Below are 26,487 nucleotides of genomic sequence, written 5' to 3'. Positions count from 1 at the left end.
GACCCGACAAAGGCTCCTGTGTGGAGCCTTTGTTGTTTCAGGAGCAGGAAAAATCATGCAAGCAGCCACTGACACCATTGCCGCCATCGCCACCGCGCCCGGCCAGGCCGGCGTCGGTATCGTGAGAGTGTCCGGCCCGGATGCCCGGGCCATTGCCGCGCGTATGCTCGGCTACGAGCCGAAACCCCGGTATGCCCATTACGGCCCCTTCCTGGACAGTCAGGGTGAGCTGATTGACGAGGGCATTGGCCTGTTTTTCCCCAACCCGCATTCGTTCACCGGCGAGGATGTCTTCGAACTGCAGGGCCATGGCGGCACGGTCATCCTTGACCTGTTGCTACGGGAAGTGTGCAGCCAGGGGGCAAGGCTCGCCCGCCCGGGCGAGTTCTCCGAGCGCGCGTTCCTGAACGACAAACTGGATCTGACCCAGGCCGAGGCCATTGCCGACCTGATTGAAAGCAGTTCGGAACAGGCCGCCCGCTGTGCCGTGCGGTCCATGCAGGGGGTGTTTTCTCAGCGGATTGATCAGTTGGTGGAGGCGGTGACCCACCTGCGCATTTACGTGGAAGCGGCGATCGATTTTCCGGAAGAAGAGATCGATTTCCTCGCCGACGGCAAGGTGGCGGGAGACCTGCAGGGACTGCTGGACCAGGTTCGGGCGATTCTGGCCGAGGCGGAACAGGGCACCATTCTCCGGGACGGCATGAACGTGGTGATTGCCGGGCGTCCCAACGCCGGTAAATCCAGTCTGCTCAACGCCCTGGCGGGCCGGGAAACTGCCATCGTCACGGCCATCGAAGGCACCACCCGGGATGTCCTCAAGGAACATATCCACATTGATGGTATGCCCCTGCACATCATCGATACCGCCGGCCTGCGGGAAAGCCCGGACGAGGTGGAACGCATCGGCATCGCCCGGGCCTGGGATGAAATCCGCCGGGCGGACCGGATCCTGCTGCTGGTGGATGCCACCACCACAGACAGGACCGAGCCCCACGACATCTGGCCGGATTTTATCGATCAGTTACCGGACAATGCCCCGGTAACCGTTATTCGCAACAAGGTGGACCTGTCCGGTGAGACGGTGGGAATCTCCGGGGAATCGGGGGCGTCAGCCCCGGTGATCCGCCTGGCGGCAAAATCCGCCGATGGCCTGGACATTCTCCGGGAACATCTGAAGGAGTGCATCGGCTTCGCCAGCTCCACCGAAGGCGGCTTCCTGGCCCGTCGACGCCATCTGGATGCCCTGGAACGGGCCCGGGATGCCCTGGCACAGGGCCAGTCCCAACTGGAGGGCTACGGCGCCGGGGAACTGCTCGCCGAAGACCTGAGAGCCGCCCAGGACGCCCTGGGGGAAATCACCGGGCACCTGACTCCGGACGATCTGCTAGGCAAAATCTTCAGTTCTTTCTGTATCGGGAAGTGAAAAATATCAACCCGCACTTCGACGCAAACCGATGAACTGCACTAACATCCCAACCGCCGCCACAAAACCGGTGCCGAGGGGCAGTGACCAGATCGGTAGGCTCAGCGCCACACCGCCGATTGCCGCGCCAATCGCGCTTCCCAGATATAGAGCCGATTCGTTGAGTGCCGCCGCCATACGCAAGCTGGAGGCCGGTGCCGTGATAACCGGCTTCCCTCTGTCCACTTGATAATGCGTTGATTCCACATCAACGACCTTGGGTGGCGTGGGCACCTGAAAGGATGCTAATAAGCTCTCTGAGGGCCGGAGTGTCATAGTTTTCCCGCCAAACCAGCCAGGTATCAATCGTTTTCAGTGGGATCTGTTGAATGCCGACTGGTTCGTGCAGCAGCTCAATGACGCTCTTAGGAATGACACAGGCACTGGTCCCCGCGCAAACGCAGGCAATCATCCCGTGATAGGAGCCAACTTCCTGAATGTTGGGAATGGATGATGGGTTAACGCCTCCCTTGCGAAACCATTCTTCTGCTATTGATCGGTAGGTACACCCTGGTCGAAATGTGGCCAGTGAACCAACGGCCACATCAGCAGCAGAGGTTATTGGTGGATGAGCTTCCGGCAGCACCAGCATCAGTTCTTCCCTGAAGACTGGCTGGCCAACCAGGCCCATAGATGACAACTCCGAGTTTTCCTTCCCTTCAGTACCCACCGCTGGCGCAATAAAGGCGCAATCGACCGATCGCGCCTGCACGGCCTCCAGCATTGGGGCGGAAGGGCCCGTGGTTACCGAAAGTGCCACTTCCGGCCACTTGCGGTGATAGCTCGCAAGAGCCTCCGGTAAACGACTCGCGGCGGTACTTTCCATGGCACCAATACGCAAGGATCCCCCTGGTTTATCCGGATGAAGGATCTGGCGGGCCTCTTCGGATACCGAGAGGATTTTTTGCGCATACACAAGAAACTGCTCGCCTTCTGGCGATAGATGCAGGCGCTTGTTTTTTCTTAGGAAAAGTGAAACCCCAAGTTCGCTTTCCAACTGCTGTATGCGGGTGGTGACGTTGGACGGAGCACGGCCCAGTCGTTGCGCGGCAAGGGTAATGCTGAGCTCCCGGGCCACCGTACAAAACAGTTCCAGGGCTTTCAGGTCAATGTTCATTTCTTGATTCCGAAATAAAAATGTAATTTAATTCTTAAATAGAGAATATTGAAAGAATCACCTTTGAGCAATAGATAACATCATGACCCTCTCCAATTCCCTGACCCGCCTTTTGAACATCCAATATCCCATCATCCAGGCCCCCATGGCCGGTATTGCCACGCCGGAACTGGCGGCGGCGGTTTCGAATGCCGGTGGCCTGGGGTCCCTCGGGATAGGGGCCAGTTCCGTGGAAAAGGCGCGACAGATGATCCGGGATACCCGTGCTCTGACCGACAAGCCGTTCAATGCCAACGTGTTCTGCCATCGCGAAGCCGTTGCTGACCCGGAGAGAGAGCAGCGTTGGATCGACTATCTGCAACCGGTTTTTGAAGAGTTCGGTGCGGTACCGCCATCAAAGTTGTCCACACCCTACCGGAGTTTCAACGAGGATCGCGTCGTTCTGGATATGCTTCTGGAAGAACGGCCAGCGGTGGTCAGCTTTCACTTTGGCGTACCGCCCAGGGCATGGGTCAAGTCCCTTCGTGAGGCCGGCATTGTCACCTTTGGCTGTGCCACCACACCGGAGGAAGCGGGGATTATCGAGGCCGCGGGGATTGATGTGATTGTGGCCCAGGGGGCCGAGGCCGGCGGGCACCGCGGTGTATTCGAACCCGAGGCAGGGGACCGGTTACTCACTACGCTCCCGCTGACCCGACTGATCAGCCGTGAGGCGAAAGTGCCGGTGGTTGCCGCCGGAGGCCTGATGGATGGCCAGGGCATCCGTTCGGTCATGGCAGCCGGCGCAGCCGGTGCTCAACTGGGGACGGCGTTTATTCTGTGTCCGGAATCCGGGGCGGATGCCGGCTACCGGGCGACGCTCAGGAGTGAGCACTGTCGCGAAACCCGGATCACCCGTGTGATTTCCGGGCGTCCCGCCCGTGGCATCGTGAACCGTTTCCATACCGGGATAGACAGACCGGATATGCCCGAGCTGCCGGACTATCCCATCGCCTACGATGCAGGCAAAGCACTGATTGCCGCAGCCAGGGCAGCGGACAGCCTGGCGTTCGCCGGATACTGGGCCGGCCAGGGTGCCCCGCAGGCACGTGAATTGCCTGCGGGTGAACTGATCGGATGTCTGGCCCGTGAAGCCGGGCTTGTTACACCATCCGCCTGAGTGTCTCGTCCTTTTTCACGAAGTGATGGAACAGGGCCATCACGATGTGACCGGCGATCAGAGCGGTCAGTGCCCAGGCCAGGGGAGAATGGAGCCCGCCCAGGGTGGAGGCCCAGGCCACTTCTTCACCTTCGGCGATAAGCTGCATACCGAAGGCTGACAGCCCATAACCGCCTCCAACCATCACCAGGATGCCGGTAACAGGCATCAGCAGCAGCACGGCGTAGAGCAGCCCGTGACCGGCTTTGACGAATGTTCGGAGTGCCGGGTCGGGCTCGGGACGACGATTGCGCTGTTGAAGGGCCCAGACGAGGCGGATCACGATGAGCACCAGCAGCAATGTGCCGATGGAGATATGCCAGGGCACCAGCGTCTGCCCGACCCAGTGTTCACCGTCGGCAATCCGGTCTCCGAACTTGAGCAACTGCCATCCCACCAGTACCGCCATCAGCCAGTGCAGGGATTTGCTGAGCGTGCCGTAGGTTTGCCGGGTGTCCTGAAACATGATGAGCTCCTTGAAGAATGGGTAAAGACGTTGGTGTCAGCCGAAACGAAAGGCTGACAACCAGGTTTCGAGTACTTTTTCGGAATAGACCTGCCGGCCCGGATCGGCCCCGGCGGCGCCGGTCGCCACCATCAGGGGCAGCAGGTGTTCTTCCTCACGAGGGGGATGGCAGTGCCGGGCGTGGGGCGCCTGGGTCCAGTGCTGCACAGCAGAGAGTCTTTCCGACGGCTGGTCAGCCACGGTCCGGTTCAGCCACTGATCGAACTCCTTCGACAGTGGTGTAAAGCGTGGATCCCCGTAGCCGCGCATGTTGTGGAAACTCATGCCGCTGCCCACAATCAGGACGCCCTGTTGCCGCAGCGCCGACAGAGCTTGGCCAGCCTGAAGATGGGCCTGGGGATCCAGGTCATAGCGCAGTGACAGTTGCACCACCGGGATGTCGGCTTCCGGGAACATCAGTTTCAGGGGAATGAACATGCCGTGATCGAACCCCCGCGACGGATCTTCATGGACACCCAGCCCGGCCTGTTCCAGCGCCTGATGGACACTGTTTGCCAGTGCCGGTGAACCCGGAGCGGGATAGGTCAGCTGATAGGTGTGTTCGGGAAAGCCGTAATAGTCGTAGATCAGCTCGGGTTGCGAACCACTGGTGACGCGAAAAGTCTCGCTCTGCCAGTGGGCAGAGACCAGCAGAATGGCTTTGGGTGGCTCGGGCAACTGGTTCCGGATGCCACCCAGAAAGCGGGCCATACCATCCCAGGCATCCTTCGGGCGCCACTCCATGAAGAAGCAGGGACCGGCGCCATGGGGGATGAAGTAGACCGGCTGGGTCGCGGTTGGCTGGTTTTCCACAGGCATGGGTTCCCCCTCAGATGACGTTCATCGAATAGACTCCCTTCACTCTAGCTTCCCTTCTATTGGTAGAGAACCTGCTATTATTTGGGAACAGTTTTAACTATGAGTGTTAAATAGATGTTGGACCGGTTCACCGGAATGCGGGTGTTTGCGCAGGCAGCAGCCCTGGGCAGTCTGTCGGCTGCGGGACGGGCGTTGTCGATGTCGCCAGCGATGGCAACCAAGCACGTGGACGCGCTGGAGGCCCGGCTGGGTGTGAAGCTGCTCCACCGCACCACCCGACAACTGACACTGACCGATACCGGTGCCGAATACCTGGAGGCCTGTCAGCGCATACTGCAGGAACTGGACGAGGCGGAATCGGATGTGTCGGCGCAGGGGCACCAGGCCGTGGGCCGATTGCGGATGAATGTACCCCTGTCTTTCGGAACCCGGTTTATTGCGCCGCTGTTGCCGGGGTTTACCCGACGCTACCCGATGGTGGAAGTAGAGCTTGGCCTGAGTGACAGCCGAAAGGATCTGCTCAAGGACGGCTGGGACCTGGTTATCCGTGTCGGACATCTGGCGGACAGCGATCTTCGGGCGCGCCGTCTGGGCAATTTCCCTCTCAGAATCTGCGCCTCGCCGGAGTACCTGGCAAAGCACGGCCGACCGGAGCGGGTGGCAGATCTCTCCGGTCATAACTGCCTGAGCTATACCCTGTCACCGGTTCAGGGCAACGGGGTATGGCGGTTCGGCCATGACGGCGGGATTCAGGTGCCGGTCAAGGGCAACCTCAAGGCAGACAACGGAGATGCCCTGCTTGCGGCGGCTGTCCGGGGGCAGGGGGTCATCTATCAGCCCCATTTCATTGTTGCTGATGCTCTGGCCAGCGGGGAACTGGTGGCACTGGAACTGGATCAACCGCTGGTGGATCTGGGGGGGCTGCATGTACTGTTCGCGCCGGACCGGCGCCTGCCACTGAAAGTCCGGGCGATGATTGATTACCTGGTGGAGGTGTTTGACGACGCCACGGATGTGGGCAACTAGTGTGTGGCGGTTTTTCTGACGGTGAGCAGGGCAAAGCCAAGACCAGCCGCGGAGGTGACCAGCGACAGCGTCCAGCTCCATTGCCAGCCGCCGGCCCATGCAACCAGCGTAGCGAAGGCAGGCGGTGCCACGAACTGCCCCAGTGCTGAGAACTGGAGCATCCAGCCGACGGTTGTTGGTATGGTATGCCGGTCCGGTGCAACCTGGACTGACAGCGCAAACAGGCTGGCGGGCACAATGCCGCCAATGCCGGAGAACATCAGGACCGCCAGGTATTTCAGTACCGGTGAGCCGGTCCAGTTACTGAAGGCCAGAAAGGCACACAACGCCATGCACAGGAAACCCGTTGTCAGCAGGTGTATCGGCGGGATACCACGGTGCATGAGTCTGCCTGCCACAGCATTACCGGCGGCGTTCACCAGGGCTACCAGCGCGGTCAGAACACCCAGTCGGGTACCACTGATTCCGGCCTGTGTATAAATCGACGGGAGAAAGCCAACCACTGACAGCCACTGGCCGGCGTACATGGCAAAGGTTATCCCCAGGTACCAGGGCCCGGAATGGCTCAGCGTTGTCCACAACCTCGCCAGCATATGACCGAGGGCGGGCCTGACACCGGACTGGTGAGTGCTATCGGCTGGTACGGATCGCCAGACGGTGCCAAGAACCACGGCGGTCAGTGCAGCCAGAAGCCACCACCAGGCCTGCCAGCCCAGGGTGTCGAGAATCCAGGGCGCCAGCAGCAGGGCCGAGCCCATGCCCAGACCCATATAGCAGCTCCACCATCCCAGGCGCAGACTGAGGTTTTCCGGCGCCACCAGCTGGCGAATCAAGGCCGGTGCCGATAGCGTGACCAGCAGAAAACCCAGACCTTCCAGGGCCCTTAACCAGAGCAGAGCCTCACCGGATTGTGCCCAGCCGCCGGCCAGGCTGGCCACGGTCAGCAACCCCAGCCCGGCCATGATGCTGCGCCTCAGGCCCGCCGAGTCCGCCAGAAGACTGATCATCAGGCCACCGAGCATGCCCGCCAACTGAACCAGGGACAAAAGGAAACCGGATTGCACCAGAGAGATGCCCAATGCCTGTTGCAGGGCGGGTATGGCAGGCGGCAGCTTACCCACGTGCAGGGCGGCGGTGATGCCCGCGATCAGTACCACAATGTCGGGGGAAACGGCGGGGGATCTGGCCACTACGGCCGGGTGTCTTGCCTCGACAGGCTCCGTCATGAACTGTTGTTGTCCCTGTGGTGTTCACCGTAAGTCCGGAATGGAAACACTACAGGGACGGCATGATGATGGAAAGTCTCAGGATTGGCCGACAGAGTACTTCATGGAAACGTTGCGGGTTTTCTGGAAGGTTTCCAGGTCTTCGCCCCGCATGCTGGCGTAGATCTCGGGATTGGACACACCAACAACCGCACCCATTTTTTCCAGGGAAAAGAAAATGACCCCATAGCGAATCATATCTATCCAGCGGCGTTCCCGAATCATCGTCTGTTCTTCCTCCGTCAGCCTGAACTCCTCGAACAGGGTTTGCGGTTCCTCGAGGAAACGGCGACGGTGCCCGGGCTCAATCAGTCGGTGCAGGAAATCGTTGATCCGATAGGCACGGTGACTGGTTTCAAGGTCGAACGGGTAGGTTCCCTCAAGCTTTTCCACACCCGACAACTGGTGACCCATCAGCCTGCGGTGCTTTTCGGCAGCGTCCGTTGACGGTGTCGGGCCGATATCCTCGTAGATCACCGTTGCAATATTGGTCATCGAAGGCAGATAGGTGACGGAATGAACCTTTCTGACCTGATCCGACAGCGCGCCCCGCATGATCAGCCACATAATCACCTCGGCCCCCTCGTACCCGCCGAGTTCCGCGTATTCAGCAATGCGCATTGCTGCTAGCTGTTCGGGTTTGTTTTCCAGCAGATCGAGAAAGCGCTGGTCCCATTCCTCGTTATTGAATCCGCAGCGTTCACCATGGACCTGGTGCGACAGTCCGCCGGTGGCCACTATCGCCACCCGAAGGTCTTCTGGATAGGAGTGAATGGCCCGTCTCAACGCCTTGCCCAGCTTGTAGCACCGGTTAGCCGTGGGAACGGGCCACTGGAGGACGCCAACCTGGAAAGGAATGATGCTGCCGGGCCAGGCCCCGGCATCGGGGCAGATCATGGACAGTGGCGAAAAGCAGCCGTGATCCAGGGGCTTCTTCTGGAAAACGGAAAGATCGAACTCATCCATCATCAGTGATTCTGCAATGTGACGGGCCAGTGCCGCCTGACCTTTGACAGCCGGGAAATTGCGGGCCCCGCCGCCTTCGTCAGCGGTCTGGTAGCTGTCATCCACACCCAGTGCAAAGGCGGGATAGTGGTCGAAGAAGAACGATGTAATGTGATCATTGAAAATCATGAACAGAACATCAATCTCCCGTTTTTCCACCCATTGCTGGACCTCACGGAAGCCCTCGAAAATCGGGGCCCACGCCGGGTCACCGGATTTATTGGTATCTGCCGCATAACCGATGGTGGGTGAGTGAGAGGCACCAATACCGCCAATGATCGTCGCCATGATGTGCTCCTGTTATTGATTGTTGTGGAGCCACTCACGGTAGGGCTTGTCAGTTTGGTAAACAATACAGCAAAATGGGATGCACTGTTTCCATTAAGAAACAATAACGAGGAACCATGAAATGGTCCATTGATGATGCACCGGTATTCGTGGCCGTTGTGGATACCGGGGGGATCACCCCGGCTGCCACGAGACTGGGCATGTCCAAGTCTACCGTCAGCAAGTCCCTTTCCAGGCTGGAAGATGCCCTGGGTGTGCGCCTGTTACAGAGAAATTCCCGGAACGTTCAGGTGACCCAGGAGGGGAAGACGTTTTATCAACACGCCCGTCGCATCATTGAGCAGGTGGATGCTGCAGACGCGGTCATGTCGGGCATGACTGCTTCGCCAAGCGGGCGTCTGATCGCAGCCCTGCCGGTGGCGTTCGCCCGGGAATTTGTCGCCCCGGCGTTACCGGCTTTCCATGCCCGGTTTCCGGCTGTCGAGCTGGAACTGATTCTGACCAGCCATACTGTGGATATCATCCGTGAAAAAATCGATGTGGCGGTGGTGGTCGGCGCGCTGACCGACTCGGAACTGATCTCGCTTCCTCTATACCATGGCCGACTGATCTGGGTGACCACGCCGGAGTATGCCCGCCGTCATGGCCTCGGCCCGGACTCCGTCGATCCGCTACCTCACGTGCAGATCTGTGAGCAACGCTATGGCGATCGTCAGGTCCGGGTAAATGTGGGCAAACGCACCCAGCGACTGAATCTCCGTGACCGGATGATTCACGCCAATGACCCATTGCTGGTTCGCGAATATATCCTGAACGGGGGTGGGGTCTCGTTTGTTCCAGAACAGTACTGCCGTCGGCATCTGGAAACCGGAGAACTGGTTCGGGTGTTCGAAAATGTCCGCTTCCAGGACACCGCTGCGGTTCTGTCCGTGATCTATCCGGAGCGATCACTGATGCCCGGGAAAACCCGGGTGTTCATTGACTTTCTCAGGGAGCTTGGCGGCAGGGAAGGTGAACTGAATCCTGTGGGTAAAAACTGATCTATGCTTTTTTTGAATGGCTGAGCGTAACATTCAATTTCCCTATCCGGTGCAAAGCGACCACACTGTCACTGTGTTCATAGTCGTTGTTGCACCCCTCTGGGCGGCCTTCTGGCCGCCACTTTTTTCGGCTGACAGGGCGCATCTGTGTGCGGGAGAAAAATCCGTACCTGGCGTTGAATTCAGTCGAACCTGTCCAGGATTGAAAGAAGGGTTTCTTTCTCACCGGGTTTCAAAAGCTTATAGAGCTGCTCTTCCTGCTCACGAACACGCTGGGTTAGTTTCTCGATGAATTCCAGACCGTACCGGGTCATGAACAGGGCGTAGGACCGTCGGTCCTTCTTGGAAGGCCGGCGTTCAATCAGTTTCATCTGCTCGAGTTTGTCGACTGCTCCCACCATGGCGGAACGGTCATTGGCCAGGGCCTTGGCAACCGCTGTCTGGGTCAGGCCCGGATTCTCCTTTACTACTACCAGGACGCCGAACAGACCCGGGCTGATGCCCAGGTCCGAACAGGCCGCTGAAAAGCTATTGAAGAAGGTCAACTGTGCCCGACGGAGCTTGTAACCCAGCATGTGGTCAAGCACCCCGAAGTTGACGGGTTCCTCCTCCGGGGAAATGGTTTTCTTGGCAGCGACGCCCATCGGACCTCCATGGTTCATAGTGATTCAGGACAGTGTATATGTCAGGAAAGAAGGTGGACCAGCCCCAGTGTAATGGGTGGAAAGGCCACCAAAAGTCCAACCCGGACAACATCAGACATAAGAAAAGGCACCACGCCTTTAAAGCCATCCTTCAGTGATATCGTGGGGTCAAAGGATTTGATAATGAATACGTTCATACCCACCGGGGGTGTGATAAGTCCAACTTCCACGACCACGAGCGCGAGTATACCAAACCATATACCAACGTCCGCAGCGGGGATGCCGAAATCCATGGCCATCACCATCGGGTAGTAGATGGGAATGGTCAGCAGGATCATCGCCAGACTGTCCAGGAAGCACCCCATCACCAGATAGGTAAGAAGCATCAGGACCAGAATGGTGTAGGGCGAGAGATCGGAACCCTGGATCAGGTCAACGCCCACATCGGGCAGCCGGGACAGCGCGATAAAGACACTGAACATGTCGGCACCAAAAACGATGAAGAAAATCATGCCGGTGGAAATGGCAGTACGCACCAGGCTTTCACGGAACATCGCCAGTCCCATCTTGCCGTGCCAGAACGCCAGAATGGCAGTCAGGAACACCCCGACTGCAGCGGCCTCCGTGGGCGTAAAGAAGCCCAGATAGATGCCCCCCAGGACAATCAGGAAGATGACGGTGATGTGCCAGACGTTACCGGTGGAACGGAATTTCTCCCGCCAGGTGGTCTTTTCACCCCGGGGACCGGCCTCCGGAAACAGGCGGACATAGATGGCAATCGCCAGCATGTAACCGAATGCTGCCAGAAAGCCCGGTATGAACGCCGCCATGAACATCTTGGAGATGTTCTGCTCGGTCAGCACCGCGTAAATAATCAGCACCATGGACGGGGGAATCAGGATACCGAGGGTGCCCCCGGCCGCCAGGGACCCGATAGAAAGCCCGCCGGCGTAGTTCAGCCGCTTCATTTCCGGCAGGGCAACCTTGCCCATGGTGGAGGCTGTGGCCAGTGACGACCCGCAGATAGCGCCGAAAGCCGCACACCCGGTCACTGATGCCATGGCCAGGCCGCCCCGCATCTGCCCGACCCACTTGTTGCAGGTGCGGAACAGCTCCGTGGTGATCCCCGCCCGGGTAGCCAGCTCGCCCATCAGCAGAAACAGCGGCACCACTGACAGGTCGTAGGTGGAGAACTTGGTGACCGGAGCCGTGCCAAGGTACTGAAGCAGGGCCGGGAAGCCGGCCAGCAGAACGTAGCCCAGGGCACCACTGCCCAGCATGGCCAGCGCAATGGGAATGCGCAGGCCCATGAGCAGAAGCAGCACGCCCATCATGCTGAAGGCCAATTGGATATCAGTCATTTACGCCACCCTCGAATACGCAGATATAACTGGTTCAGGGCACACAGGGCGAGCAGCCCCATGCACACCGTACCGACGGCATACACCCACCACAGAGGCATACCCAGGATCATGGTCTGTTCCCAGTAGTCACGGGATTCGATGCCGGCCAGGGACAGGCGCCACACCAGCACTGCCGCCACGGCGAAGAACAGAAAGTCGGCGACGCCATCAAGGAAGTCGATGGTCCGCTCGCTACAACGGGCGGTGAACAGGTCCACCACCACATGGCCCTGGTTCAGATAGCACTCGGGCAGAAACAGGAAGACGGCCGCAGCCAGCCCCAACTCAACCAGCTCGTAGTCGCCCTCAACCGATACACCGATGGTGGAGCGACCCACGATGCTGACAACCGTCATGGTTGCCAGTGCCAGCATGATGAGACCGCCCGCCAGCGCAAACTGGCGGGACAACCAGGCCAATCCTTTACCCGGAACCGTCTGGACGGTGGATTGATCCAGTTGTGTTTCGGTCATGATTCACCGTCAACCTGCTGCTCGTATTTGGAAATCAGGTCCCTGGCCTTGTTCAGCAGTCGCTCGGCGTCATAGCCCTCATCGTTCATGTCCTCAATCCATTGATCGATAACCGGCTGCATGCCGTCCTGCCAGTGGCTGGTTTCCTCTTTGGTCAGCGTGTAGAAGTCATTGCCATGTTCGACTGCGACTTGACGACCCACTTGTTCCGATTCGTCAAACAGGCGCCCGATGTGGCCTGCCAGTTCGATACCGGAGTTGTCATCGATCACCTTCTGCAGATCCGCCGGCAGGGATTCATAAGCGTCCTTGTTCATGGTGAACAGGAAGAACTGGGCATACAGACCGCGATCGCCCTTGATCTCGGTGTGGTGCTGAACCAGTTCATGGATCTTCAGTGGCGCTGTCACTTCAAAGGGCAGCACGGCGACATCCATCACCCCTTTGGACAGGGCACTGGGCATCTGTGGCACCGGCATGAAGATCGGGTTGGCGCCCAGCTCGGAGAAGGCCTCACCCATGAGTTTGTTGGGGGTCCGGACTTTCAGGCCGTCCAGGTCACCGGCGGTTTCGATCCGTTTATCCCGTGAGTGTAGCGAGCCGGGGGCATGGGTGTGCATGGCCAGCAGATGCACGTCCTTGAGCTCGTCGGCCATTTCCTCTTCGGCGTACTGCTGGATCGCCATGCTGGTAATTTCAGCGGTGGCCGGCATAAACGGCAGTTCGAACGCGGTGGCACTCGGGAAGCGGCCGGGGGTATAGCCACCGACCGTCCAGGAAATATCCACGACACCCTTGCGGGCCTGGTCGTACAGCCGGGGCGCGTTGCCACCCAACTGCATGGCCGGGAAAACCTCGATCTCGATGCGGCCATCGGATTCTTCTTCAATTTTCTCTGCCCAGGGGGTCAGAAACTTCTGGTGCGCCATCGACATCGGCGGCAGAAAGTGATGGAGCTTGAAGGTGAATTCCGGGTCTGCGGCCTGGGCCTGGGAAGCGCCCAGGGCTCCGGCCAGCGACAGTGACATTACTGCGGCGAGAGATTTCATGCGCATGATCAGCACCTGTTGTTGTTGTGATGTGTCAGTTTCAGCGATTTGAGGCGCGGGGTTTTGAAACCACCGACAACAAGTTTATCGCACAAATTGTTTTGTTCGACAACAGATGTCGGATTAAACATAGCCCCGAGCTGACTCACTATAATTATTAGCGCAAAACTGTTGACGTGACAAACTATCTGCTATGTATACTGTTTAGCACTAACCAATAAAAGTACGGTCCGGACCGCCGGGTGCCGGGACTGATCCACAGAACAAAAAGAGGATGGTTGCATGAGCAAGATAATCACCGCTGACCAGGCGGCCGCACTGATCAAGGACGAAGACACCGTCGCCTGGACAACCATCGGTATGTCCTATTTCGCCGAACAGATCGCCCAGGCTCTGGAGAAGCGGTTTCTGGAAACCGGCTCCCCGAAAAATATTACGCCGGTACATGACTGTGGCTGTGGCGACGGCAAGGACGCCGGCATGGCGCACCTGGCCCATGACGGTCTGGTGAAGCGACTGGTATCCGGTCATACCGGGCAGGCGCCGAAGATGGCCCAGATGGTGGCCGATGACCGGATTGAGGCCTATCTCTTGCCCCAGGGCGTATTGGCCACACTCTGGCGCCAGATCGCCGGCCACAAACCCGGGGTGATTACCAAGGTGGGCATGGGCACCTATGTCGACCCCCGCATTGCCGGCGGCCGGGTGACCTCCAGAGGGGCGGACGAACTGGTCAAGCTGATTGAGATCGAAGACGAGGAATGGCTGCTTTACAAGAGCTTCCCGGTCGATGTGGCGGTGATTCGCGGTACCACGGCGGATGAGAATGGCAACCTGACCGTCGAGGAGGAAGCCCAGATCAGCGAGGGCCTGCCCATGGCCCAGGCGGCCAAAAATACCGGCGGTATTGTTATCGCCCAGGTGAAATACCTGGCCGAAGCCCATTCCCTGCATCCCAAGGATGTCCGGGTGCCCGGCTCACTGGTGGATTACGTGGTGGTCGCCGAGCCGGAAAACCACAAACAGACCATCGCCACCGTGTATAACCCCGGCCTTGCCGGCAATACCCGGGTTCCCCTTGGTGCTATTCCGCCCATGGCGTTCAGTGAGCGCAAGCTGATTGCCCGCCGGGCGGCCATGGAGTTGCGTCCGGACACTCTGGTTAACCTGGGCATCGGGGTGCCGGACGGGGTGGCCTCGGTGGCAGCCGAAGAAGGGGTGGTCAAACAGTTCACCCTGACCACCGAACTGGGTACCTATGGCGGTATTCCGGCCTCGGGGGGCGACTTTGGCGCCGCCTGGAACGCCGAGGCGATCATCGAACACCACGCCCAGTTTGATTTCTACGACGGCGGCGGCCTGGACATTGCGTTCCTGGGCCTGGCCCAGGCCGATGCCCGTGGCAACCTCAACGTCAGCAAGTTCGGCCCCAAAGTGGTGGGCCCGGGCGGTTTTATCAACATTACCCAGAGCGCCAAGAAAGTGGTGTTCTGCGGCACTCTGACCGCCGGCGCCAAATTCGCCTTTGACCAGGGCAAGCTGAAGGTCGTCGAGGAGGGGCGGGCCCGGAAGTTTGTCTCGGAAGTGGACCACATCACCTTCAGTGGCGACATTGCCCGCCAGAACGGCCAGCCGGTGCTGTACATCACCGAACGCGCGGTTTTCGAGTTGCGCGAATCCGGCATGACCCTGGTGGAAATCGCGCCGGGTCTGGATCTCGAGAAAGACGTGCTGGCGGCGATGGACTTCCGGCCACATATAGCGGATGACCTGCGTGAAATGCCCGTCGAGCTGTTCGAGGAACACTGGGGCGGCCTGGCCGCACTCATGGCGCGCCACAAACGCTGACATTATTTCTGAACAGACCGGCTAAACAGGAGGCTGACATGCCCATCCAGAATGTTGAAATTCCCTACGGTACCTACTGGTCCACGCCTTTCGCCAAGTGGCAGGGCTCGTTGCAGCACCTGCATGCGATGAAACTCGCGGCCTGGGTGGCGAAACAGGAACTGGCCCGGCGCGATATCGACCCGGTGATCTTCGATTCCGGCGTGCTTGGCATGACGAACGCCCAGTACCAGTCGTTCTACGGCGCGCCCTGGCCGCTGTACGAGCTGGGGGCGGCCACCACGCCCGGGCACCAGCTCAGCCAGATCTGCGCCACCGGCGTGCGGGGACTTTTTTCCGGTGCCTCCGAAGTCGCTCTGGGGCTGGCCGACACCTCATTGCTAATGACGGCAGACCGCTGTTCCAACGGCGCCCATATCTACTATCCGGCCCCGGGCGGCCCCGGTGGCTATGGCCGCTCGGAAGATCAGGTGACCTACAATATGCAGCACGATGCCATCGGTGGCCACTCGATGATTCAGACCGGCGAAAACGTGGCCGGTAAGTTCGGTATTACCCGCGAGGAACTGGACGCTGTGGCGTTGCGCCGCTACGAGCAGTACCAGCAGGCCCTTAAAGACGAACAAGCTTTCCAGAAACGTTACATGACCCTGCCGTTCTCGGTGCCCAATGCCTCGTTCCATAAGGAAGCCGGAACCATGACAGGGGATGAGGGTGTGTTCCCGACCACGGCGGACGGTCTGGCCGGGCTGAAACCGGTTTACGACGGCGGCGTTGTCACCTTTGGCAATATGACCCATCCCGCCGATGGCAACGCCGCGATGATCGTCACGACCCCGGACAAGGCGAGGGCGCTTAGCCGTGACCCTTCCATCCGCATCACGCTCAGCGGGTTTGGCCAGGCGCGGACCGAGCTGGCGCACATGCCGGAGGCGCCGATTGAGGCTGCGGCCCGGGCCCTGTCGGCGTCTGGTATCGGTTATCGGGACCTCAAGGCCATCAAGACCCATAACCCGTTTGCCGTCAATGATGTGGCCTTTGCCAGGGCGACGGGCGTGGATGTGATGACCATGAACAACTACGGCTGCTCCATGATCTGGGGCCATCCCCAGGGGCCGACCGGCATGCGCGCCATTATCGAGCTTATAGAGGAACTGGTGCTGCTTGGTGGTGGCCATGGGTTGTTTACCGGCTGTGCCGGTGGTGACCAGGCCATGGCGGTGGTTGTGAGCGTTGATGATCGGGCCAATGCCTGAGATGTATAGTTTGTCTGATAAACTGTTGTGATATACTATTATATATAATTAAAACAAACTGGCCGGCACCATCGACGGCCGACAGAACTACAAAGAGGGAATTCGATGAGCGACTACCGCTACCTCACTTTCTCCGTCCAGGACGGAATAGGGCACTTGGCGCTGAACCGGCCCGAAAAGAAAAACGCGATCAACGATGCCCTGTGTCTGGAAATCGAGGATATTTTCCGCAACCTGCCCGGTGATCTGGATGTGGTGCTGCTGACCGGTAATGGCCCGGAGTTCTGTTCCGGCCTGGACCTGTCCGAGCACACCGCCCGGGAACCGTTCGAGGTGGTCGAGCATTCGCGCATGTGGCACCGGGTGTTCAGTTACATCCGCAGTTCCGGCCTGCCAGTGGTGGCAGCGCTGCATGGAGCCGTCATTGGCGGCGGTCTGGAGCTGGCGGCCTGTGCCCATGTCCGGGTTTCCGATGACTCCACCTTCTACCGTCTGCCGGAAGGCCGTCACGGTATCTTCGTCGGTGGCGGCGGATCAGTGACGGTTGCTCGCATCATCGGTGCCGGCCGGATGACCGAAATGATGCTGACCGGTCGCACACTGGATGCCACTGAAGGTGAACGCCTGGGCCTGGCCCATTACGTGGTCCCCAAAGGGGAAGCGATTGCCAAGGCCCGGGAGCTGGCCGCGACCATCGCCACCAATTCCCGGTACTCGAACTGGGCCATGACTACCGGTCTGTCCCGGATTGAGAACATGTCGGCGGATGACGGCCTGTACACCGAATCACTGATCACCGGAATCACACAGAGCAGTGGCGAGGTCAAGGAGCGTATCGACAAGTTCCTGAATCGCAAAAAGCCCTCCTGAGCCGGTACAGAAACAACAACAAGGAGTCAGATCATGAATATCCAGAAGCGTCATTTCATCGTAACGGGTGCCAGCTCCGGCATTGGCGAGGCGGTTGCCCGGCGTCTGCACGGCCTGGGCGCCCGGGTCACCCTGGCGGATATCAATGAGGACTGCGGCAATAGGGTCGCTTCCGAACTGGGGGACGAAGCTCAATTCTGCCGCACCGACATCAGTGACGAGGCCTCGGTCAACGCCTGTGTTGACCAGGCCGTGGCGACCTTCGGTGCGATTGATGGTCTGGTGAACTGCGCCGGCATCCCGGGCGCGGAGCGGGTGGTAGGGCGTGAGGGCCCGCACCGTCTGGCATCCTTTGAAAAGGCCTTGCGTGTGAACCTGCTGGGCACCTTCAACATGATCCGACTGGTGGCCGATCGGATGCAGAAAAACGAGCCGGGCAAGGACAGTGAGCGTGGTGTGATCATTAATACCGCCTCGGTTGCCGCCTTTGACGGCCAGATTGGCCAGGCTGGCTATGCCGCTTCCAAGGGGGGCGTGGTCGCCATGACTCTGCCCATCGCCCGTGAGCTGGCCCGCTTTGGTATCCGGGTGATGACCATTGCGCCGGGCCTGTTCAAGACGCCGATGATGGATGTCCTGCCCGAAGAGGTTCAGCAGTCCCTGGGCGCCTCGGTGCCATTCCCGCAGCGCCTGGGTGATCCGGACGAGTTTGCCTCTCTGGCCCAGCAGATCATCGAGAACACCATGCTCAACGGCGAGACCATCCGGCTTGATGGTGCCATCCGCATGGCGGCCAAGTGACCGGGGAGGTGAACCATGAGCCCGTATCACGCACCCCTGGAAGACATGCAACTGCTGGTGAATCAGGCTATCCGCAAGACCGGCCTCGATCAGTGCCAGGCACTTGAGGAGTTTGATGAAGGCCTGGTAGGTGCCGTACTCGAGGAAGCCGGCAAGTTCGCTGCCGGCGAACTGGCGCCTCTCAATCCCGTGGGAGACACCGAAGGCTGTCACTTTGACAACGGCCGCGTGACCACGCCGGCCGGCTGGAAAGAGGCCTACCGTCAGTTCTGCGAGGCGGGCTGGATGGGGCTGGCCTTGCCCGTGGAATACGGCGGCCAGGGCCTGCCAAAGTTCATTGCCCAGCCGGTCAACGAAATGTGGCTGTCCGCCAATCTGGCGTTTGTCATGTTCCATGCGCTGGCCCAGGGCGGCAGTGAAATCCTGCTGAACTTCGGCACCGACGCGCAGAAACAGCGTTATCTGGAGCCAATCATCACCGGCCGGTGGACGGTGGCTATGGCCCTGACCGAGCCGGGTGCAGGCTCGGACCTGGGGGCACTGACTACGCGGGCGGTGCCCCAGGGCGACGGTTACTACCGGATACGGGGCCAGAAGATCTACATCACCTACGGTGATCATGACATGGCCGAGAACATCGTCCACCTGGTGCTGGCCCGGACCCCGGACGCGCCCGCCGGCAGTCGGGGCATCTCGCTGTTCGCGGTCCCCAAGTACCGGATTCAGGACGATGGCAGCCCCGGTGAGTCCAACGACGTGCTGTGTACCGGCATCGAGCACAAGACCGGGTTGCATGGCAGCCCCACCTGCTCGATCAGCTACGGCGAGCAGGGCGACTGTTTCGGTGAACTGATTGGCCAGGAAAACCGTGGCCTGGCCGCCATGTTCGTGCTCATGAACGAAGCCCGCCTCAGTTGCGGCATGCAGGGCGTCGGGCTGGGCGAGCGTGGCTATCAGCAGGCGCTGGACTACGCCCGTGAACGCATCCAGGGCGCCGGTTACGACGGTGGCGGCCGGGTGGCCATTGTCCGGCACCCGGATGTTGCCCGTATGCTGCTGTCCATTCGTGCTGAGGTGATGGGCCAGCGGGCTCTGGGTTATCTGATCGCGGCCCAGATCGACAAGGCCGAGCACACGTCGGATGACGCCGAGCGCACGCGCCTGGAGCAGCGGGTGGCCCTGCTGACACCGGTGTTCAAGGCTTTCGCCACCGAGAACGCCAACCGCATGGCCGGTACCACTATCCAGATCTTCGGAGGCATGGGCTTTGTCGAGGAAACCGGTGTGGCCCAGTTTATGCGGGATGCCCGGATCACCACCATCTACGAGGGCACTACCGGCATTCAGGCCAGGGACCTGGTGTTCCGGAAGATCCGGGGTGACGGCGGGCAGGCACTAACGGCCCTGCTGGATGAAATCGATGGCGATACAGAACAGTCGTTCCTGCAGGAAACGGGCTTTGGCGCGGCGCTGCGTCAGGCGACCGGCCAGTTCCGTGCCCTGATCCCTGTGATCTGCGGTGATAGTGGCGACTCACTGTCGCTCAACGCCGGGGGCGTTCCGCTGCTGGAGGCCCTGGGTACGCTTTGCTGTGCCTGGCAGCTGTGCCTGATCGCCGTTACTGCGCAGTCAAGAAAAGATCAGAATCCGGTGTATTACGGCAACCTGATGGCGCTGGCGGATTACTATTTTGCCTATTCGGTCCCGCGTATCGACGCCGGGTTGAGCACCTTCCAGCAGGCCGGGAGGGGCGTCTCAGCTTACCAGTTTGATCAGTGAGCGCCCTGGCTGCTCACCCCAAAAACAAAGAAAATACTGACATTGCGCGCCCACAAAACCAACAACGGAGCGCCAAGGAGAAGCCAACATGTTATCCGATTTTCACCCGGTGAACGTGGTGAGTCACTCGGTCGACGTCGAATACCGTAACGACGGCAGCCAGGTGGTTCGTTGCGATACCGGCCTGGATGCCTACGCCCGTACGCTGACAGACCGACTGGAATTATTCGCCGAGCAGGCCCCGGACCGCGTGTTTCTGGCCCAACGGGCCTCAGACGAGCACTGGCAGAAACTGACCTATGCCCAGGCTCTGAAAAAAGTGCGTGCCATCGCATCCTGGCTGCTGACCCAGGACCTCAGTGCCGAACGGCCGGTGGCGATCCTGTCCGGTAACAGTACGGAGCACCTGTTGATGGCTCTTGGCGCCATGTACATCGGTGTGCCCTATTCCCCGATCTCAACCGCCTACTCGCTGATTTCAACCGACTTCGGCAAGCTGCGGCATGTGTTCGAGACGATCACCCCCGGTCTGATCTTTGTGGATAACCTGGGGCCCTATCGGGATGCCATCGATGCCGTTGCGCCGGAAACCCAGGTGGTGGCCATCAATTCCGATCATGCCCTGGACGACTGCCGGAATCGGGTCACACCGTTTGCCGATCTGTTGGAGGCAGCCGATACCGAGGCCGTGGATGCAGCCAATGACCAGGTTGATGGCGAGACCATTGCCAAGTTTCTGTTTACCTCCGGCTCCACCGGATTGCCCAAGGCGGTGATCAATACACAGGGCATGCTGTGCGCCAACCAGGTGATGATCAATTCGGTGATGGCCTTCCTGAAGGAAGAGCCGCCGGTGATGCTCGACTGGCTGCCCTGGAACCATACCTTCGGCGGTAACCATAACGCCGGTATTGCCCTGTATAACGGGGGCACCCTTTACATCGACGGTGGCAAGCCTACCGAAAGCGCCATTGGCATCACCCTGAATAACCTCCGGGAAGTGGCGCCGACGGTGTACTTCAATGTGCCCAAGGGCTTTGAGCTGCTGGTCAAGAAACTGCAGGAACATCCCGACATCGCCCGATCCTTCTTTTCCCGGCTGAAGCTGACCTACTTTGCCGCCGCCGGTCTGTCGCAGCATATCTGGGATGCGCTGGATGAACTGGCCATCCAGTACACCGGCAAGAAGGTTCCCATGCTTACCGGTCTGGGTTCGACGGAAACCGCACCGGCGGCGCTCTTTGCCTCCATTGAGGAATGCGCCTCCGGTGTCATTGGCGTGCCGGCTCCCGGGGTGGCCATCAAGCTGGTCCCCAATGGCGGCAAACTCGAGGCCCGGATCAAGGCGCCGACGATCATGCCGGGCTACTGGCGGGCGCCGGAACTGACCGCCAAGGCGTATGATGACGAGGGCTATTACTGCCTGGGGGATGCTTTCAAGTATCTGGATCCGGACCGGCCCGAGCGCGGTTTCCGATTTGATGGCCGGGTCTCCGAAGACTTCAAACTGGACACCGGGACCTGGGTCAGCGCCGGCACCCTCAGAGCGCACGTGATCCATTTCTTTGCGCCCTATGTGCAGGATGTGGTGATCACCGGGCACAACAAAAGCTATGTCGGGGCTCTGGTGTTTCCGGATTGGCAGCACTGCCGGGAACTGGTGCCGGCAGGCAGCGACAGGGATAACCTTGAGCTGGCCCGGCATCCGCACCTGCGGGAGGTGTTCCAGCAGAAACTCGAAGCCATGGCGGAGCATGCAACCGGCAGCTCCACCGAGGTGAAACGGATGCTGCTGCTGACCGATCCACCGGACATCGACCGTCACGAAATCACCGACAAGGGCAGTATCAACCAGCGCGCGGTGCTGGAAAACCGGGCCGGGCTGGTCGACAGGCTCTATTCCACCCAACCGGACGAGGATACTTTCGCTCTCCCCGGGGCCGGCTGATCACGTCCCCGGTACCCTCTGTCTTCCTGAACGGTTCGTTCGACTCTCCGTGGGCCATCAACACCCCTTCATACGGTATACTGGCCCTTTGCGCTGGCAGTGTCTGCCAGCGCCCTTTTTCACGACTTCCCTGAAACGCTTTCATGTCGACTGACACACCTACTGATCCGGACACTACCGCCCGTCCCGGTGCTTTGCGGGATCTGATGGTGGTTACCTGGGCGCTGACCCTGGCCATGCTGGCCAACACCATGCTCATGCTCACCGTGCCCCTCAAAGCCCTGGAACTGAATATCGGGCCGTCGGTGATCGGCCTGGTGGTTTCCGCTCCCTACATACTGCCGCTGATACTGGCCATTCCCATGGGCGGGTACGTCGGGCGCATCGGGGCCAAGAAAACCATCATCGCAGGAGGCCTGGGCATGGCTGCCGGCCCGGTGTTTTCACTGCTGATGCCGAACCTGGCGGGCTTGCTGATCACCCAGATGATCGCCGGCATGTCCAACATGGTTCTGATCATCGCCGCCCAGGCGCTGATCTCCGGGCTGGGCAAGGGTAAGGCGCTGGAGCGGTATTTCGGCTGGTATACCACCGGCATGTCGGGGGGCCAACTGCTCGGCCCCCTGCTGGCGGGGTACCTGATCGACCACCACTCGATCAGCCACTCCTTCGTCGCCATCATGGTGTTCCCGCTGATTTCCGCCGCTTCCGCGTTCGGGCTGTCACCGCTCGCCAATCAGGGCACGCCCGCCGGCAAGTCAACGTCCGGCTATCGGGCCCAGTGGCGCCTGTTGCGACAGAACCGGGGACTGCAACTGTCGATGGTCATAGCGAGTGTGGCCTTGTTCGTTATGAGCGTGCATTCCGGCTTCATGCCGGTGTACCTGGAAGGCCTGGCCATCAGCGCCGCGATGGTGGGGGTTCTGATCAGCTTGCGGGCGCTGACCTCGATGCTGGTGCGGCTGGTTATGTCCCGGGTGATTGACTGGCTGGGCGGGCGCACCCGCACCATCCAGTTTGCGGCACTGTGCGTGACCGTATCGCTGATGCTGACCGGCCTGGCCGGGGATCAGGTACTGTTTCTGGCGGTGCTGGCCATTGCGATGGGCGTTGCCGGCGGTCTGTCCCAGCCCCTGTCGATGGTGATCCTGTCGGAAAGCGTCGACACGGCTCAGCGGGCACCGAGCCTGGCCCTGCGGTTGATGGGCAACCGCCTGGCCCAGGCGGTGGCACCGCTGGTGATGGGGCTCAGCGCGGAACTCTGGGGGTTCCCCGTTGCCTTTGCCCTTTGTTCTGCGGTGCTGTTGCTGTTCTTCGGCCTGTGGGCCCGTTGGGCCGGACTGGGCCGGGACCTGACCGTTGACGACTAGAGCTGCCCGGCCAGGAAGGTGAGTGACCGGCCATGGGCCAGTGCTGCGGCCCGCTGGTCGTAGGCCGGCCGGCCCCAGCAACTGAACCCGTGATCGGATTCGGGATAGTCGCAGAATACCGCCTGATCGTGACCCCCGAAAGCGCGGCGGATCCGGTCAACGTCCTCCGGAGGAATCATTTTGTCCCGGCCGGCGTGATGGAACAGCATCGGAACCTGTACCTGCGCTGCCAGCTCCAGATTCGCGGCAATACCGCCCCCGTAAAAGGACACGGCCGCATCCACCGCCTGGCCGGCGGCCGCACGGTAGGCAAGCTGACCACCGAGGCAGTAACCGACCGCAGCGACCGGCCCCTGAATTTCCGGGCGTTCCCGCAGCACTCTGGTCGCCTGACAGGCGTCATCCCCGGCCCGGGCATCATCCAGTCCGGCCCTCAGTTCCTTCGCCCTGGCAATGCCCGGCTCATCGTAATCCAGGTCCACCTGATGTTCCTGGCGCCAGAACACGTCGGGGGCCAGCACCACAAAGCCAGCCAGGGCATACTGCTCGGCCACGGCCCGGATGTGGTGATTCACGCCCCAGATTTCCTGGAGCAGGACAAGGCCGGGGCCGGTTCCTGCAGGGGGGAGGGTCAGATGGCCGGTGAAACGGCGATCACCGGAATCCGCGATATCAATCCACTGGCTTGCCATGAAAAGCTCCTTGTCTGATAGGGCAGGGGATGTCTGCCATTGAACACAAACAAAAAGGCCGTGCATAGAGCACGGCCCTGGTCACTGAACCCGGCAGGATCAGAAGCTGTACTTGGCAAACAGCTCGACCTGCTGGCCTTTCGGGCGCATGGAGCTTGAGGCCGGGTCGTTGGGGCCTCCGGCCACTCGCGTGCCGGCGTTCTGGTCACGCCACTCGATGCCCAGATCCAGCCCCGGCAGGTAGGTGTAGATCAGGTTCACGTTGACCATCTTCAGGGTATCGTCCACCGGCTGCGGGCCAATGCCGGCGCCAGTGTTGATTTCATCCGATTCCACCTGTCCGTAACGGATGGTGCCGCGCAGGTTATCCATGAATTTCTGGGTAACGCCAGCGGAGAAACCGGTGGTCTTGATCAGGTCACCGGTCTCGGAGTTGACGTCGGTTTCCTGATTCGGGCCGTAGGCGCCATTATAGCCCCAGCCGGCGTAGACACCGGCACCTTCGCCGGTGAAGGCGCTGAAGGCGAGGGTGGTGTCGGCAAACTGCAATTTGGCGGCTGCCGAGATGGCGGCACCGAATTCGGTGTCGTCGCCACCGTTGCCCAGGGCATCGTCGACGCCCACTTCACGGCCGGTTACGGCCAGGTTGAAAGCGTGGCCGCCGGTGCGGTAGGTATAGGCCGCGACCATGTCCGGGAAACCCGCCTGGTCATAGACCGGATCCTGCAGGGTCAGGCGCAGGCCGCCAAGGGTGTAGTGAATACCCAGGTCCGGACGGACCACGGCGCCGTTACCGGCAATGGTGCCGGTACCCAGGCCCCAGAAGTTCACCATTTCCACATCGAAAGGGGCATTGGCGAAGAACTGGCCGTTCCAGGTCTGGCCGATGGTGAAATTGTCGACGCCAATGTAGGCATGACGCAGACGCAGCGCATAGGTGCTGTCGCTGTCGGTCATGTTGTTGTCCCAGAAGTCGCCTTCGACAAAAGCCTTGACGTTGTGTCCCTGGATTTTCCGTTTGGCGGAGACGTTCAGCCGGGTCTGGCGCATGGACCCTTCGAAGTCCTGGTCGCCGTCGTCCGGCATATCGACGATACCTTCGGCTTTGACGTAACCGCCGATGCTGAGTTGGGTGCCATTGAATTCGCCGATTTCCACGGCGGCGGCCTGGGTGGAGATTCCGACAGCGATGATAGCCAGTGCCAATTTGTTCTTGAGCATCATGAGTGCCTTTCCTCTATTGTTGTCGTTCTAGACAGGAAGCTTTTAACGTATTGTTTTAATTGAAATAAGACTGATAGGGTCGATAGCAGATCGATAATCGGGTTCTGTGCACAACCTCCCATTTGTGTTGTCGGGTTTGCGATAGGTAAGGCCGGCGCCGCCGCAGCGGCGCCCGGTCATTACTCGTTGAGCAGAAGCTGGGTGCCGGCACCGGTATTGGAGATGGGCGCGACGTAGTTGCGATGAACTTCCCGCACCTTGCCCAGCATGCAGCCACGCATGGCCAGCCACATGTTGAGCTCGACGCCCTGGGCACCGGCGATTTCGACCAGTTCGTCATTGCTGTATCGGGTCAGCGCCTCGGGGTCGGACACCAGTTTGTTCATGCACTCTTCATCGAAGTCGGCATTGATAATGCCGGCGCGCTCGCCGTCGAGCTGGTGGGACAGCCCACCGGTGCCGAAGACCACTACTTTCTGGTCGCTGTCGAAGGACTCCACCGCCTTGCCGATGGCCTGGCCCAGTGCGTAGCAGCGGGACGGCTTGGGCATGGGGTGGCGTTCGCAGTTGATGCACACCGGGATGACCTTCATGTGCTGGTAGTTATGGCCCGGATACATCAGGGACAGGGGCACGGTCAGGCCGTGATCCACCTTGATGTCCTGGCAGACGGTGGGATCGAAGTCGTGTTCGATCAGCTCATTGACGATGTGCCAGGACAGCTCGGTTTCGCCGGTGACCGGCGGAATGGTGGCGATGCCCCAGCCTTCGTCGGCATTGTCGTAGCTGGGTGCGCAGCCGATGGCGAAGGTGGGTTTCTTGTCGAGGAACATTTCCAGGCCGTGGTCGTTATAGAACACGATGGCAATGTCCGGTTTCTGTTCCCCCAACCACTCCCGGATCGGGGGATAGCCGGCAAAGAAATCCTTCCAGTAAGGGGTGTCCTCCAGACCACGGTCCATGGCGATGCCGATGGCCGGGATGTGTGATGTGGTGATGCCGCCGATGATTTTAGCCATTGTTCTTACCTCTCCCCTGGCTATCCAGGTATGCCTGAAATTCTTCCGTGGTGCGGCCGGTCTGAAGGCCACCCACGTCCTGCACATTCAACCCGAGCAGGCCGGCGAACTTGGCGAGGTAATAGATGCTTCCGCCTTCACGCTCCATGGCCAGAATGTCGCGATTGATGACCGCTTCCTTCTGTTCGGGAGTCAGGCCGAACTTGTCGCAGTAGGCGGCTTCGTCCTGCTTGAACTCCTCACGGGCTTCGGCGTTGTTGAACGAGTAACACATCTTGTTCAGCGCGTAGCCCTTGGTGGCCATTGGTCCATCAAATTTGATGGTGCCCCAGGTTTTGTTTTTGTCATCTGTCATTGGGATCTCTCCTTTCTCAAGTCCTTGG

The 26,487-nt window shown here is 60.1% G+C and carries 24 protein-coding genes; 11 read left to right on the top strand and 13 right to left on the bottom strand.

Features of this window, described 5'->3' with window-relative positions; genetic code table 11:
• Positions 1-55: 55 nt before the first annotated feature.
• Positions 56-1,426 carry a tRNA uridine-5-carboxymethylaminomethyl(34) synthesis GTPase MnmE gene (mnmE, locus tag HNR38_RS11215; protein WP_183704000.1) on the top strand — a complete coding sequence of 457 codons (1,371 nt, stop codon included), beginning with the start codon at positions 56-58 and terminating at the stop codon, positions 1,424-1,426.
• A gap of 247 nt (positions 1,427-1,673) precedes the next feature.
• On the opposite strand, the gene HNR38_RS11210 is transcribed toward mnmE, so the two are convergent.
• Positions 1,674-2,576 carry a LysR substrate-binding domain-containing protein gene (locus tag HNR38_RS11210; RefSeq protein WP_183704344.1) on the bottom strand — a complete coding sequence of 301 codons (903 nt, stop codon included), beginning with the start codon at positions 2,574-2,576 and terminating at the stop codon, positions 1,674-1,676.
• 88 nt (positions 2,577-2,664) lie between these two features.
• Here HNR38_RS11210 and HNR38_RS11205 point away from each other — a divergent pair, with 88 nt between their 5' ends.
• Positions 2,665-3,741: an NAD(P)H-dependent flavin oxidoreductase gene (locus tag HNR38_RS11205; RefSeq protein WP_183703997.1), complete on the top strand. Its 1,077-nt coding sequence runs from the start codon at positions 2,665-2,667 to the stop codon at positions 3,739-3,741.
• On the opposite strand, the gene HNR38_RS11200 is transcribed toward HNR38_RS11205, so the two are convergent.
• Positions 3,725-4,246, bottom strand: coding sequence for a cytochrome b (locus tag HNR38_RS11200; protein WP_183703994.1), 522 nt, complete (start codon positions 4,244-4,246; stop codon positions 3,725-3,727). The genes HNR38_RS11205 and HNR38_RS11200 overlap by 17 nt on opposite strands.
• 36 nt (positions 4,247-4,282) lie before the next feature.
• The gene (locus HNR38_RS11195; protein WP_183703991.1) at positions 4,283-5,104 is read right to left on the bottom strand and encodes a DODA-type extradiol aromatic ring-opening family dioxygenase; all 822 of its coding nucleotides are present in this window, start codon (positions 5,102-5,104) and stop codon (positions 4,283-4,285) included.
• 114 nt (positions 5,105-5,218) lie between these two features.
• Between HNR38_RS11195 and HNR38_RS11190 the strand changes: the two genes are divergently transcribed.
• Entirely contained in the window at positions 5,219-6,130 is a 912-nt protein-coding gene (locus HNR38_RS11190) for a LysR family transcriptional regulator (RefSeq protein ID WP_183703988.1), read from the top strand.
• On the opposite strand, the gene HNR38_RS11185 is transcribed toward HNR38_RS11190, so the two are convergent.
• Both HNR38_RS11185 and HNR38_RS11180 read right to left on the bottom strand, forming a co-directional pair.
• On the bottom strand, positions 6,127-7,356 hold the full coding sequence (locus tag HNR38_RS11185; RefSeq protein WP_183703985.1) for an MFS transporter: 1,230 nt from the start codon (positions 7,354-7,356) through the stop codon (positions 6,127-6,129). The two genes, HNR38_RS11190 and HNR38_RS11185, sit on opposite strands and share 4 nt — an antisense overlap.
• Positions 7,357-7,434: 78 nt before the next feature.
• Positions 7,435-8,688: a gallate dioxygenase gene (locus HNR38_RS11180; RefSeq protein ID WP_183703980.1), complete on the bottom strand. Its 1,254-nt coding sequence runs from the start codon at positions 8,686-8,688 to the stop codon at positions 7,435-7,437.
• 116 nt (positions 8,689-8,804) lie between these two features.
• Here HNR38_RS11180 and HNR38_RS11175 point away from each other — a divergent pair, with 116 nt between their 5' ends.
• Positions 8,805-9,728, top strand: a complete 924-nt coding sequence (locus tag HNR38_RS11175; RefSeq protein ID WP_183703977.1) for a LysR family transcriptional regulator — start codon at positions 8,805-8,807, stop codon at positions 9,726-9,728.
• A gap of 182 nt (positions 9,729-9,910) precedes the next feature.
• Here HNR38_RS11175 and HNR38_RS11170 read toward each other — a convergent pair whose 3' ends face one another.
• From HNR38_RS11170 to HNR38_RS11155, 4 genes are read right to left on the bottom strand one after another with little or no spacing between them, the layout of a single operon-like run.
• Positions 9,911-10,372: a MarR family winged helix-turn-helix transcriptional regulator gene (locus tag HNR38_RS11170; RefSeq protein WP_183703974.1), complete on the bottom strand. Its 462-nt coding sequence runs from the start codon at positions 10,370-10,372 to the stop codon at positions 9,911-9,913.
• Between the two features lie 41 nt (positions 10,373-10,413).
• Positions 10,414-11,733, bottom strand: coding sequence for a TRAP transporter large permease (locus HNR38_RS11165; protein ID WP_183703971.1), 1,320 nt, complete (start codon positions 11,731-11,733; stop codon positions 10,414-10,416).
• Positions 11,730-12,248, bottom strand: a complete 519-nt coding sequence (locus HNR38_RS11160; RefSeq protein WP_183703968.1) for a TRAP transporter small permease — start codon at positions 12,246-12,248, stop codon at positions 11,730-11,732. The genes HNR38_RS11165 and HNR38_RS11160 overlap by 4 nt, the downstream gene beginning before the upstream one ends.
• On the bottom strand, positions 12,245-13,303 hold the full coding sequence (locus HNR38_RS11155) for a TRAP transporter substrate-binding protein (RefSeq protein WP_221275772.1): 1,059 nt from the start codon (positions 13,301-13,303) through the stop codon (positions 12,245-12,247). The genes HNR38_RS11160 and HNR38_RS11155 overlap by 4 nt, the downstream gene beginning before the upstream one ends.
• 276 nt (positions 13,304-13,579) lie before the next feature.
• Between HNR38_RS11155 and HNR38_RS11150 the strand changes: the two genes are divergently transcribed.
• The 7 genes from HNR38_RS11150 (at position 13,580) to HNR38_RS11120 (ending at position 23,169) form a co-directional block, all read left to right on the top strand.
• The gene (locus tag HNR38_RS11150; protein WP_183703965.1) at positions 13,580-15,145 is read left to right on the top strand and encodes an acyl CoA:acetate/3-ketoacid CoA transferase; all 1,566 of its coding nucleotides are present in this window, start codon (positions 13,580-13,582) and stop codon (positions 15,143-15,145) included.
• Positions 15,146-15,183: 38 nt separating this feature from the next.
• Positions 15,184-16,401 (top strand): thiolase family protein, encoded by a 1,218-nt coding sequence (locus HNR38_RS11145; protein WP_183703962.1) that lies wholly within the window; start codon positions 15,184-15,186, stop codon positions 16,399-16,401.
• Between the two features lie 105 nt (positions 16,402-16,506).
• Positions 16,507-17,271 carry a crotonase/enoyl-CoA hydratase family protein gene (locus HNR38_RS11140; protein WP_183703959.1) on the top strand — a complete coding sequence of 255 codons (765 nt, stop codon included), beginning with the start codon at positions 16,507-16,509 and terminating at the stop codon, positions 17,269-17,271.
• A gap of 33 nt (positions 17,272-17,304) precedes the next feature.
• Positions 17,305-18,072 carry a 3-hydroxyacyl-CoA dehydrogenase gene (locus HNR38_RS11135; protein ID WP_183703956.1) on the top strand — a complete coding sequence of 256 codons (768 nt, stop codon included), beginning with the start codon at positions 17,305-17,307 and terminating at the stop codon, positions 18,070-18,072.
• A gap of 15 nt (positions 18,073-18,087) precedes the next feature.
• A complete protein-coding gene (locus HNR38_RS11130; RefSeq protein ID WP_183703953.1) occupies positions 18,088-19,851 on the top strand; it encodes an acyl-CoA dehydrogenase family protein in 1,764 nt (587 codons plus the stop codon).
• A gap of 88 nt (positions 19,852-19,939) precedes the next feature.
• Positions 19,940-21,799: a feruloyl-CoA synthase gene (locus tag HNR38_RS11125; protein WP_183703950.1), complete on the top strand. Its 1,860-nt coding sequence runs from the start codon at positions 19,940-19,942 to the stop codon at positions 21,797-21,799.
• Positions 21,800-21,942: 143 nt separating this feature from the next.
• Complete coding sequence (locus HNR38_RS11120) at positions 21,943-23,169, top strand: MFS transporter (protein ID WP_183703947.1); 1,227 nt, start codon at positions 21,943-21,945, stop codon at positions 23,167-23,169.
• On the opposite strand, the gene HNR38_RS11115 is transcribed toward HNR38_RS11120, so the two are convergent.
• From HNR38_RS11115 to HNR38_RS11100, 4 genes are all read right to left on the bottom strand, one after another.
• Positions 23,166-23,861 (bottom strand): dienelactone hydrolase family protein, encoded by a 696-nt coding sequence (locus tag HNR38_RS11115; protein ID WP_183703945.1) that lies wholly within the window; start codon positions 23,859-23,861, stop codon positions 23,166-23,168. The two genes, HNR38_RS11120 and HNR38_RS11115, sit on opposite strands and share 4 nt — an antisense overlap.
• A 99-nt stretch (positions 23,862-23,960) precedes the next feature.
• On the bottom strand, positions 23,961-25,085 hold the full coding sequence (locus HNR38_RS11110; RefSeq protein ID WP_183703943.1) for a porin: 1,125 nt from the start codon (positions 25,083-25,085) through the stop codon (positions 23,961-23,963).
• Positions 25,086-25,264: 179 nt separating this feature from the next.
• Entirely contained in the window at positions 25,265-26,104 is an 840-nt protein-coding gene (locus HNR38_RS11105) for a class III extradiol dioxygenase family protein (protein WP_183703941.1), read from the bottom strand.
• Complete coding sequence (locus tag HNR38_RS11100) at positions 26,097-26,459, bottom strand: protocatechuate 4,5-dioxygenase subunit alpha (RefSeq protein ID WP_183703939.1); 363 nt, start codon at positions 26,457-26,459, stop codon at positions 26,097-26,099. Before HNR38_RS11100 ends, HNR38_RS11105 begins: the two co-directional genes overlap by 8 nt.
• Between the last annotated feature and the right edge of the window lie 28 nt (positions 26,460-26,487).

The sequence above is a fragment of the Marinobacter oulmenensis genome (assembly GCF_014201735.1).
GTDB lineage: Bacteria > Pseudomonadota > Gammaproteobacteria > Pseudomonadales > Oleiphilaceae > Marinobacter > Marinobacter oulmenensis.
This window is presented reverse-complemented; position numbering and strand designations above follow the sequence as displayed.

Bases quoted from the DNA above. Each gene is read 5' to 3' on its own strand.
- HNR38_RS11160 (WP_183703968.1), bottom strand. From the start codon at position 12,248: ATGACCGAAACACAACTGGATCAATCCACCGTCCAGACGGTTCCGGGT.
- HNR38_RS11155 (WP_221275772.1), bottom strand. From the start codon at position 13,303: ATGCGCATGAAATCTCTCGCCGCAGTAATGTCACTGTCGCTGGCCGGA.
- HNR38_RS11200 (WP_183703994.1), bottom strand. From the start codon at position 4,246: ATGTTTCAGGACACCCGGCAAACCTACGGCACGCTCAGCAAATCCCTG.
- HNR38_RS11125 (WP_183703950.1), top strand. From the start codon at position 19,940: ATGTTATCCGATTTTCACCCGGTGAACGTGGTGAGTCACTCGGTCGAC.
- HNR38_RS11130 (WP_183703953.1), top strand. From the start codon at position 18,088: ATGAGCCCGTATCACGCACCCCTGGAAGACATGCAACTGCTGGTGAAT.
- HNR38_RS11205 (WP_183703997.1), top strand. From the start codon at position 2,665: ATGACCCTCTCCAATTCCCTGACCCGCCTTTTGAACATCCAATATCCC.
- HNR38_RS11195 (WP_183703991.1), bottom strand. From the start codon at position 5,104: ATGCCTGTGGAAAACCAGCCAACCGCGACCCAGCCGGTCTACTTCATC.
- HNR38_RS11190 (WP_183703988.1), top strand. From the start codon at position 5,219: ATGTTGGACCGGTTCACCGGAATGCGGGTGTTTGCGCAGGCAGCAGCC.
- HNR38_RS11175 (WP_183703977.1), top strand. From the start codon at position 8,805: ATGAAATGGTCCATTGATGATGCACCGGTATTCGTGGCCGTTGTGGAT.
- HNR38_RS11185 (WP_183703985.1), bottom strand. From the start codon at position 7,356: ATGACGGAGCCTGTCGAGGCAAGACACCCGGCCGTAGTGGCCAGATCC.
- HNR38_RS11145 (WP_183703962.1), top strand. From the start codon at position 15,184: ATGCCCATCCAGAATGTTGAAATTCCCTACGGTACCTACTGGTCCACG.
- mnmE (WP_183704000.1), top strand. From the start codon at position 56: ATGCAAGCAGCCACTGACACCATTGCCGCCATCGCCACCGCGCCCGGC.
- HNR38_RS11165 (WP_183703971.1), bottom strand. From the start codon at position 11,733: ATGACTGATATCCAATTGGCCTTCAGCATGATGGGCGTGCTGCTTCTG.
- HNR38_RS11180 (WP_183703980.1), bottom strand. From the start codon at position 8,688: ATGGCGACGATCATTGGCGGTATTGGTGCCTCTCACTCACCCACCATC.
- HNR38_RS11135 (WP_183703956.1), top strand. From the start codon at position 17,305: ATGAATATCCAGAAGCGTCATTTCATCGTAACGGGTGCCAGCTCCGGC.
- HNR38_RS11115 (WP_183703945.1), bottom strand. From the start codon at position 23,861: ATGGCAAGCCAGTGGATTGATATCGCGGATTCCGGTGATCGCCGTTTC.
- HNR38_RS11140 (WP_183703959.1), top strand. From the start codon at position 16,507: ATGAGCGACTACCGCTACCTCACTTTCTCCGTCCAGGACGGAATAGGG.
- HNR38_RS11100 (WP_183703939.1), bottom strand. From the start codon at position 26,459: ATGACAGATGACAAAAACAAAACCTGGGGCACCATCAAATTTGATGGA.
- HNR38_RS11150 (WP_183703965.1), top strand. From the start codon at position 13,580: ATGAGCAAGATAATCACCGCTGACCAGGCGGCCGCACTGATCAAGGAC.
- HNR38_RS11110 (WP_183703943.1), bottom strand. From the start codon at position 25,085: ATGATGCTCAAGAACAAATTGGCACTGGCTATCATCGCTGTCGGAATC.
- HNR38_RS11105 (WP_183703941.1), bottom strand. From the start codon at position 26,104: ATGGCTAAAATCATCGGCGGCATCACCACATCACACATCCCGGCCATC.
- HNR38_RS11120 (WP_183703947.1), top strand. From the start codon at position 21,943: ATGTCGACTGACACACCTACTGATCCGGACACTACCGCCCGTCCCGGT.
- HNR38_RS11170 (WP_183703974.1), bottom strand. From the start codon at position 10,372: ATGGGCGTCGCTGCCAAGAAAACCATTTCCCCGGAGGAGGAACCCGTC.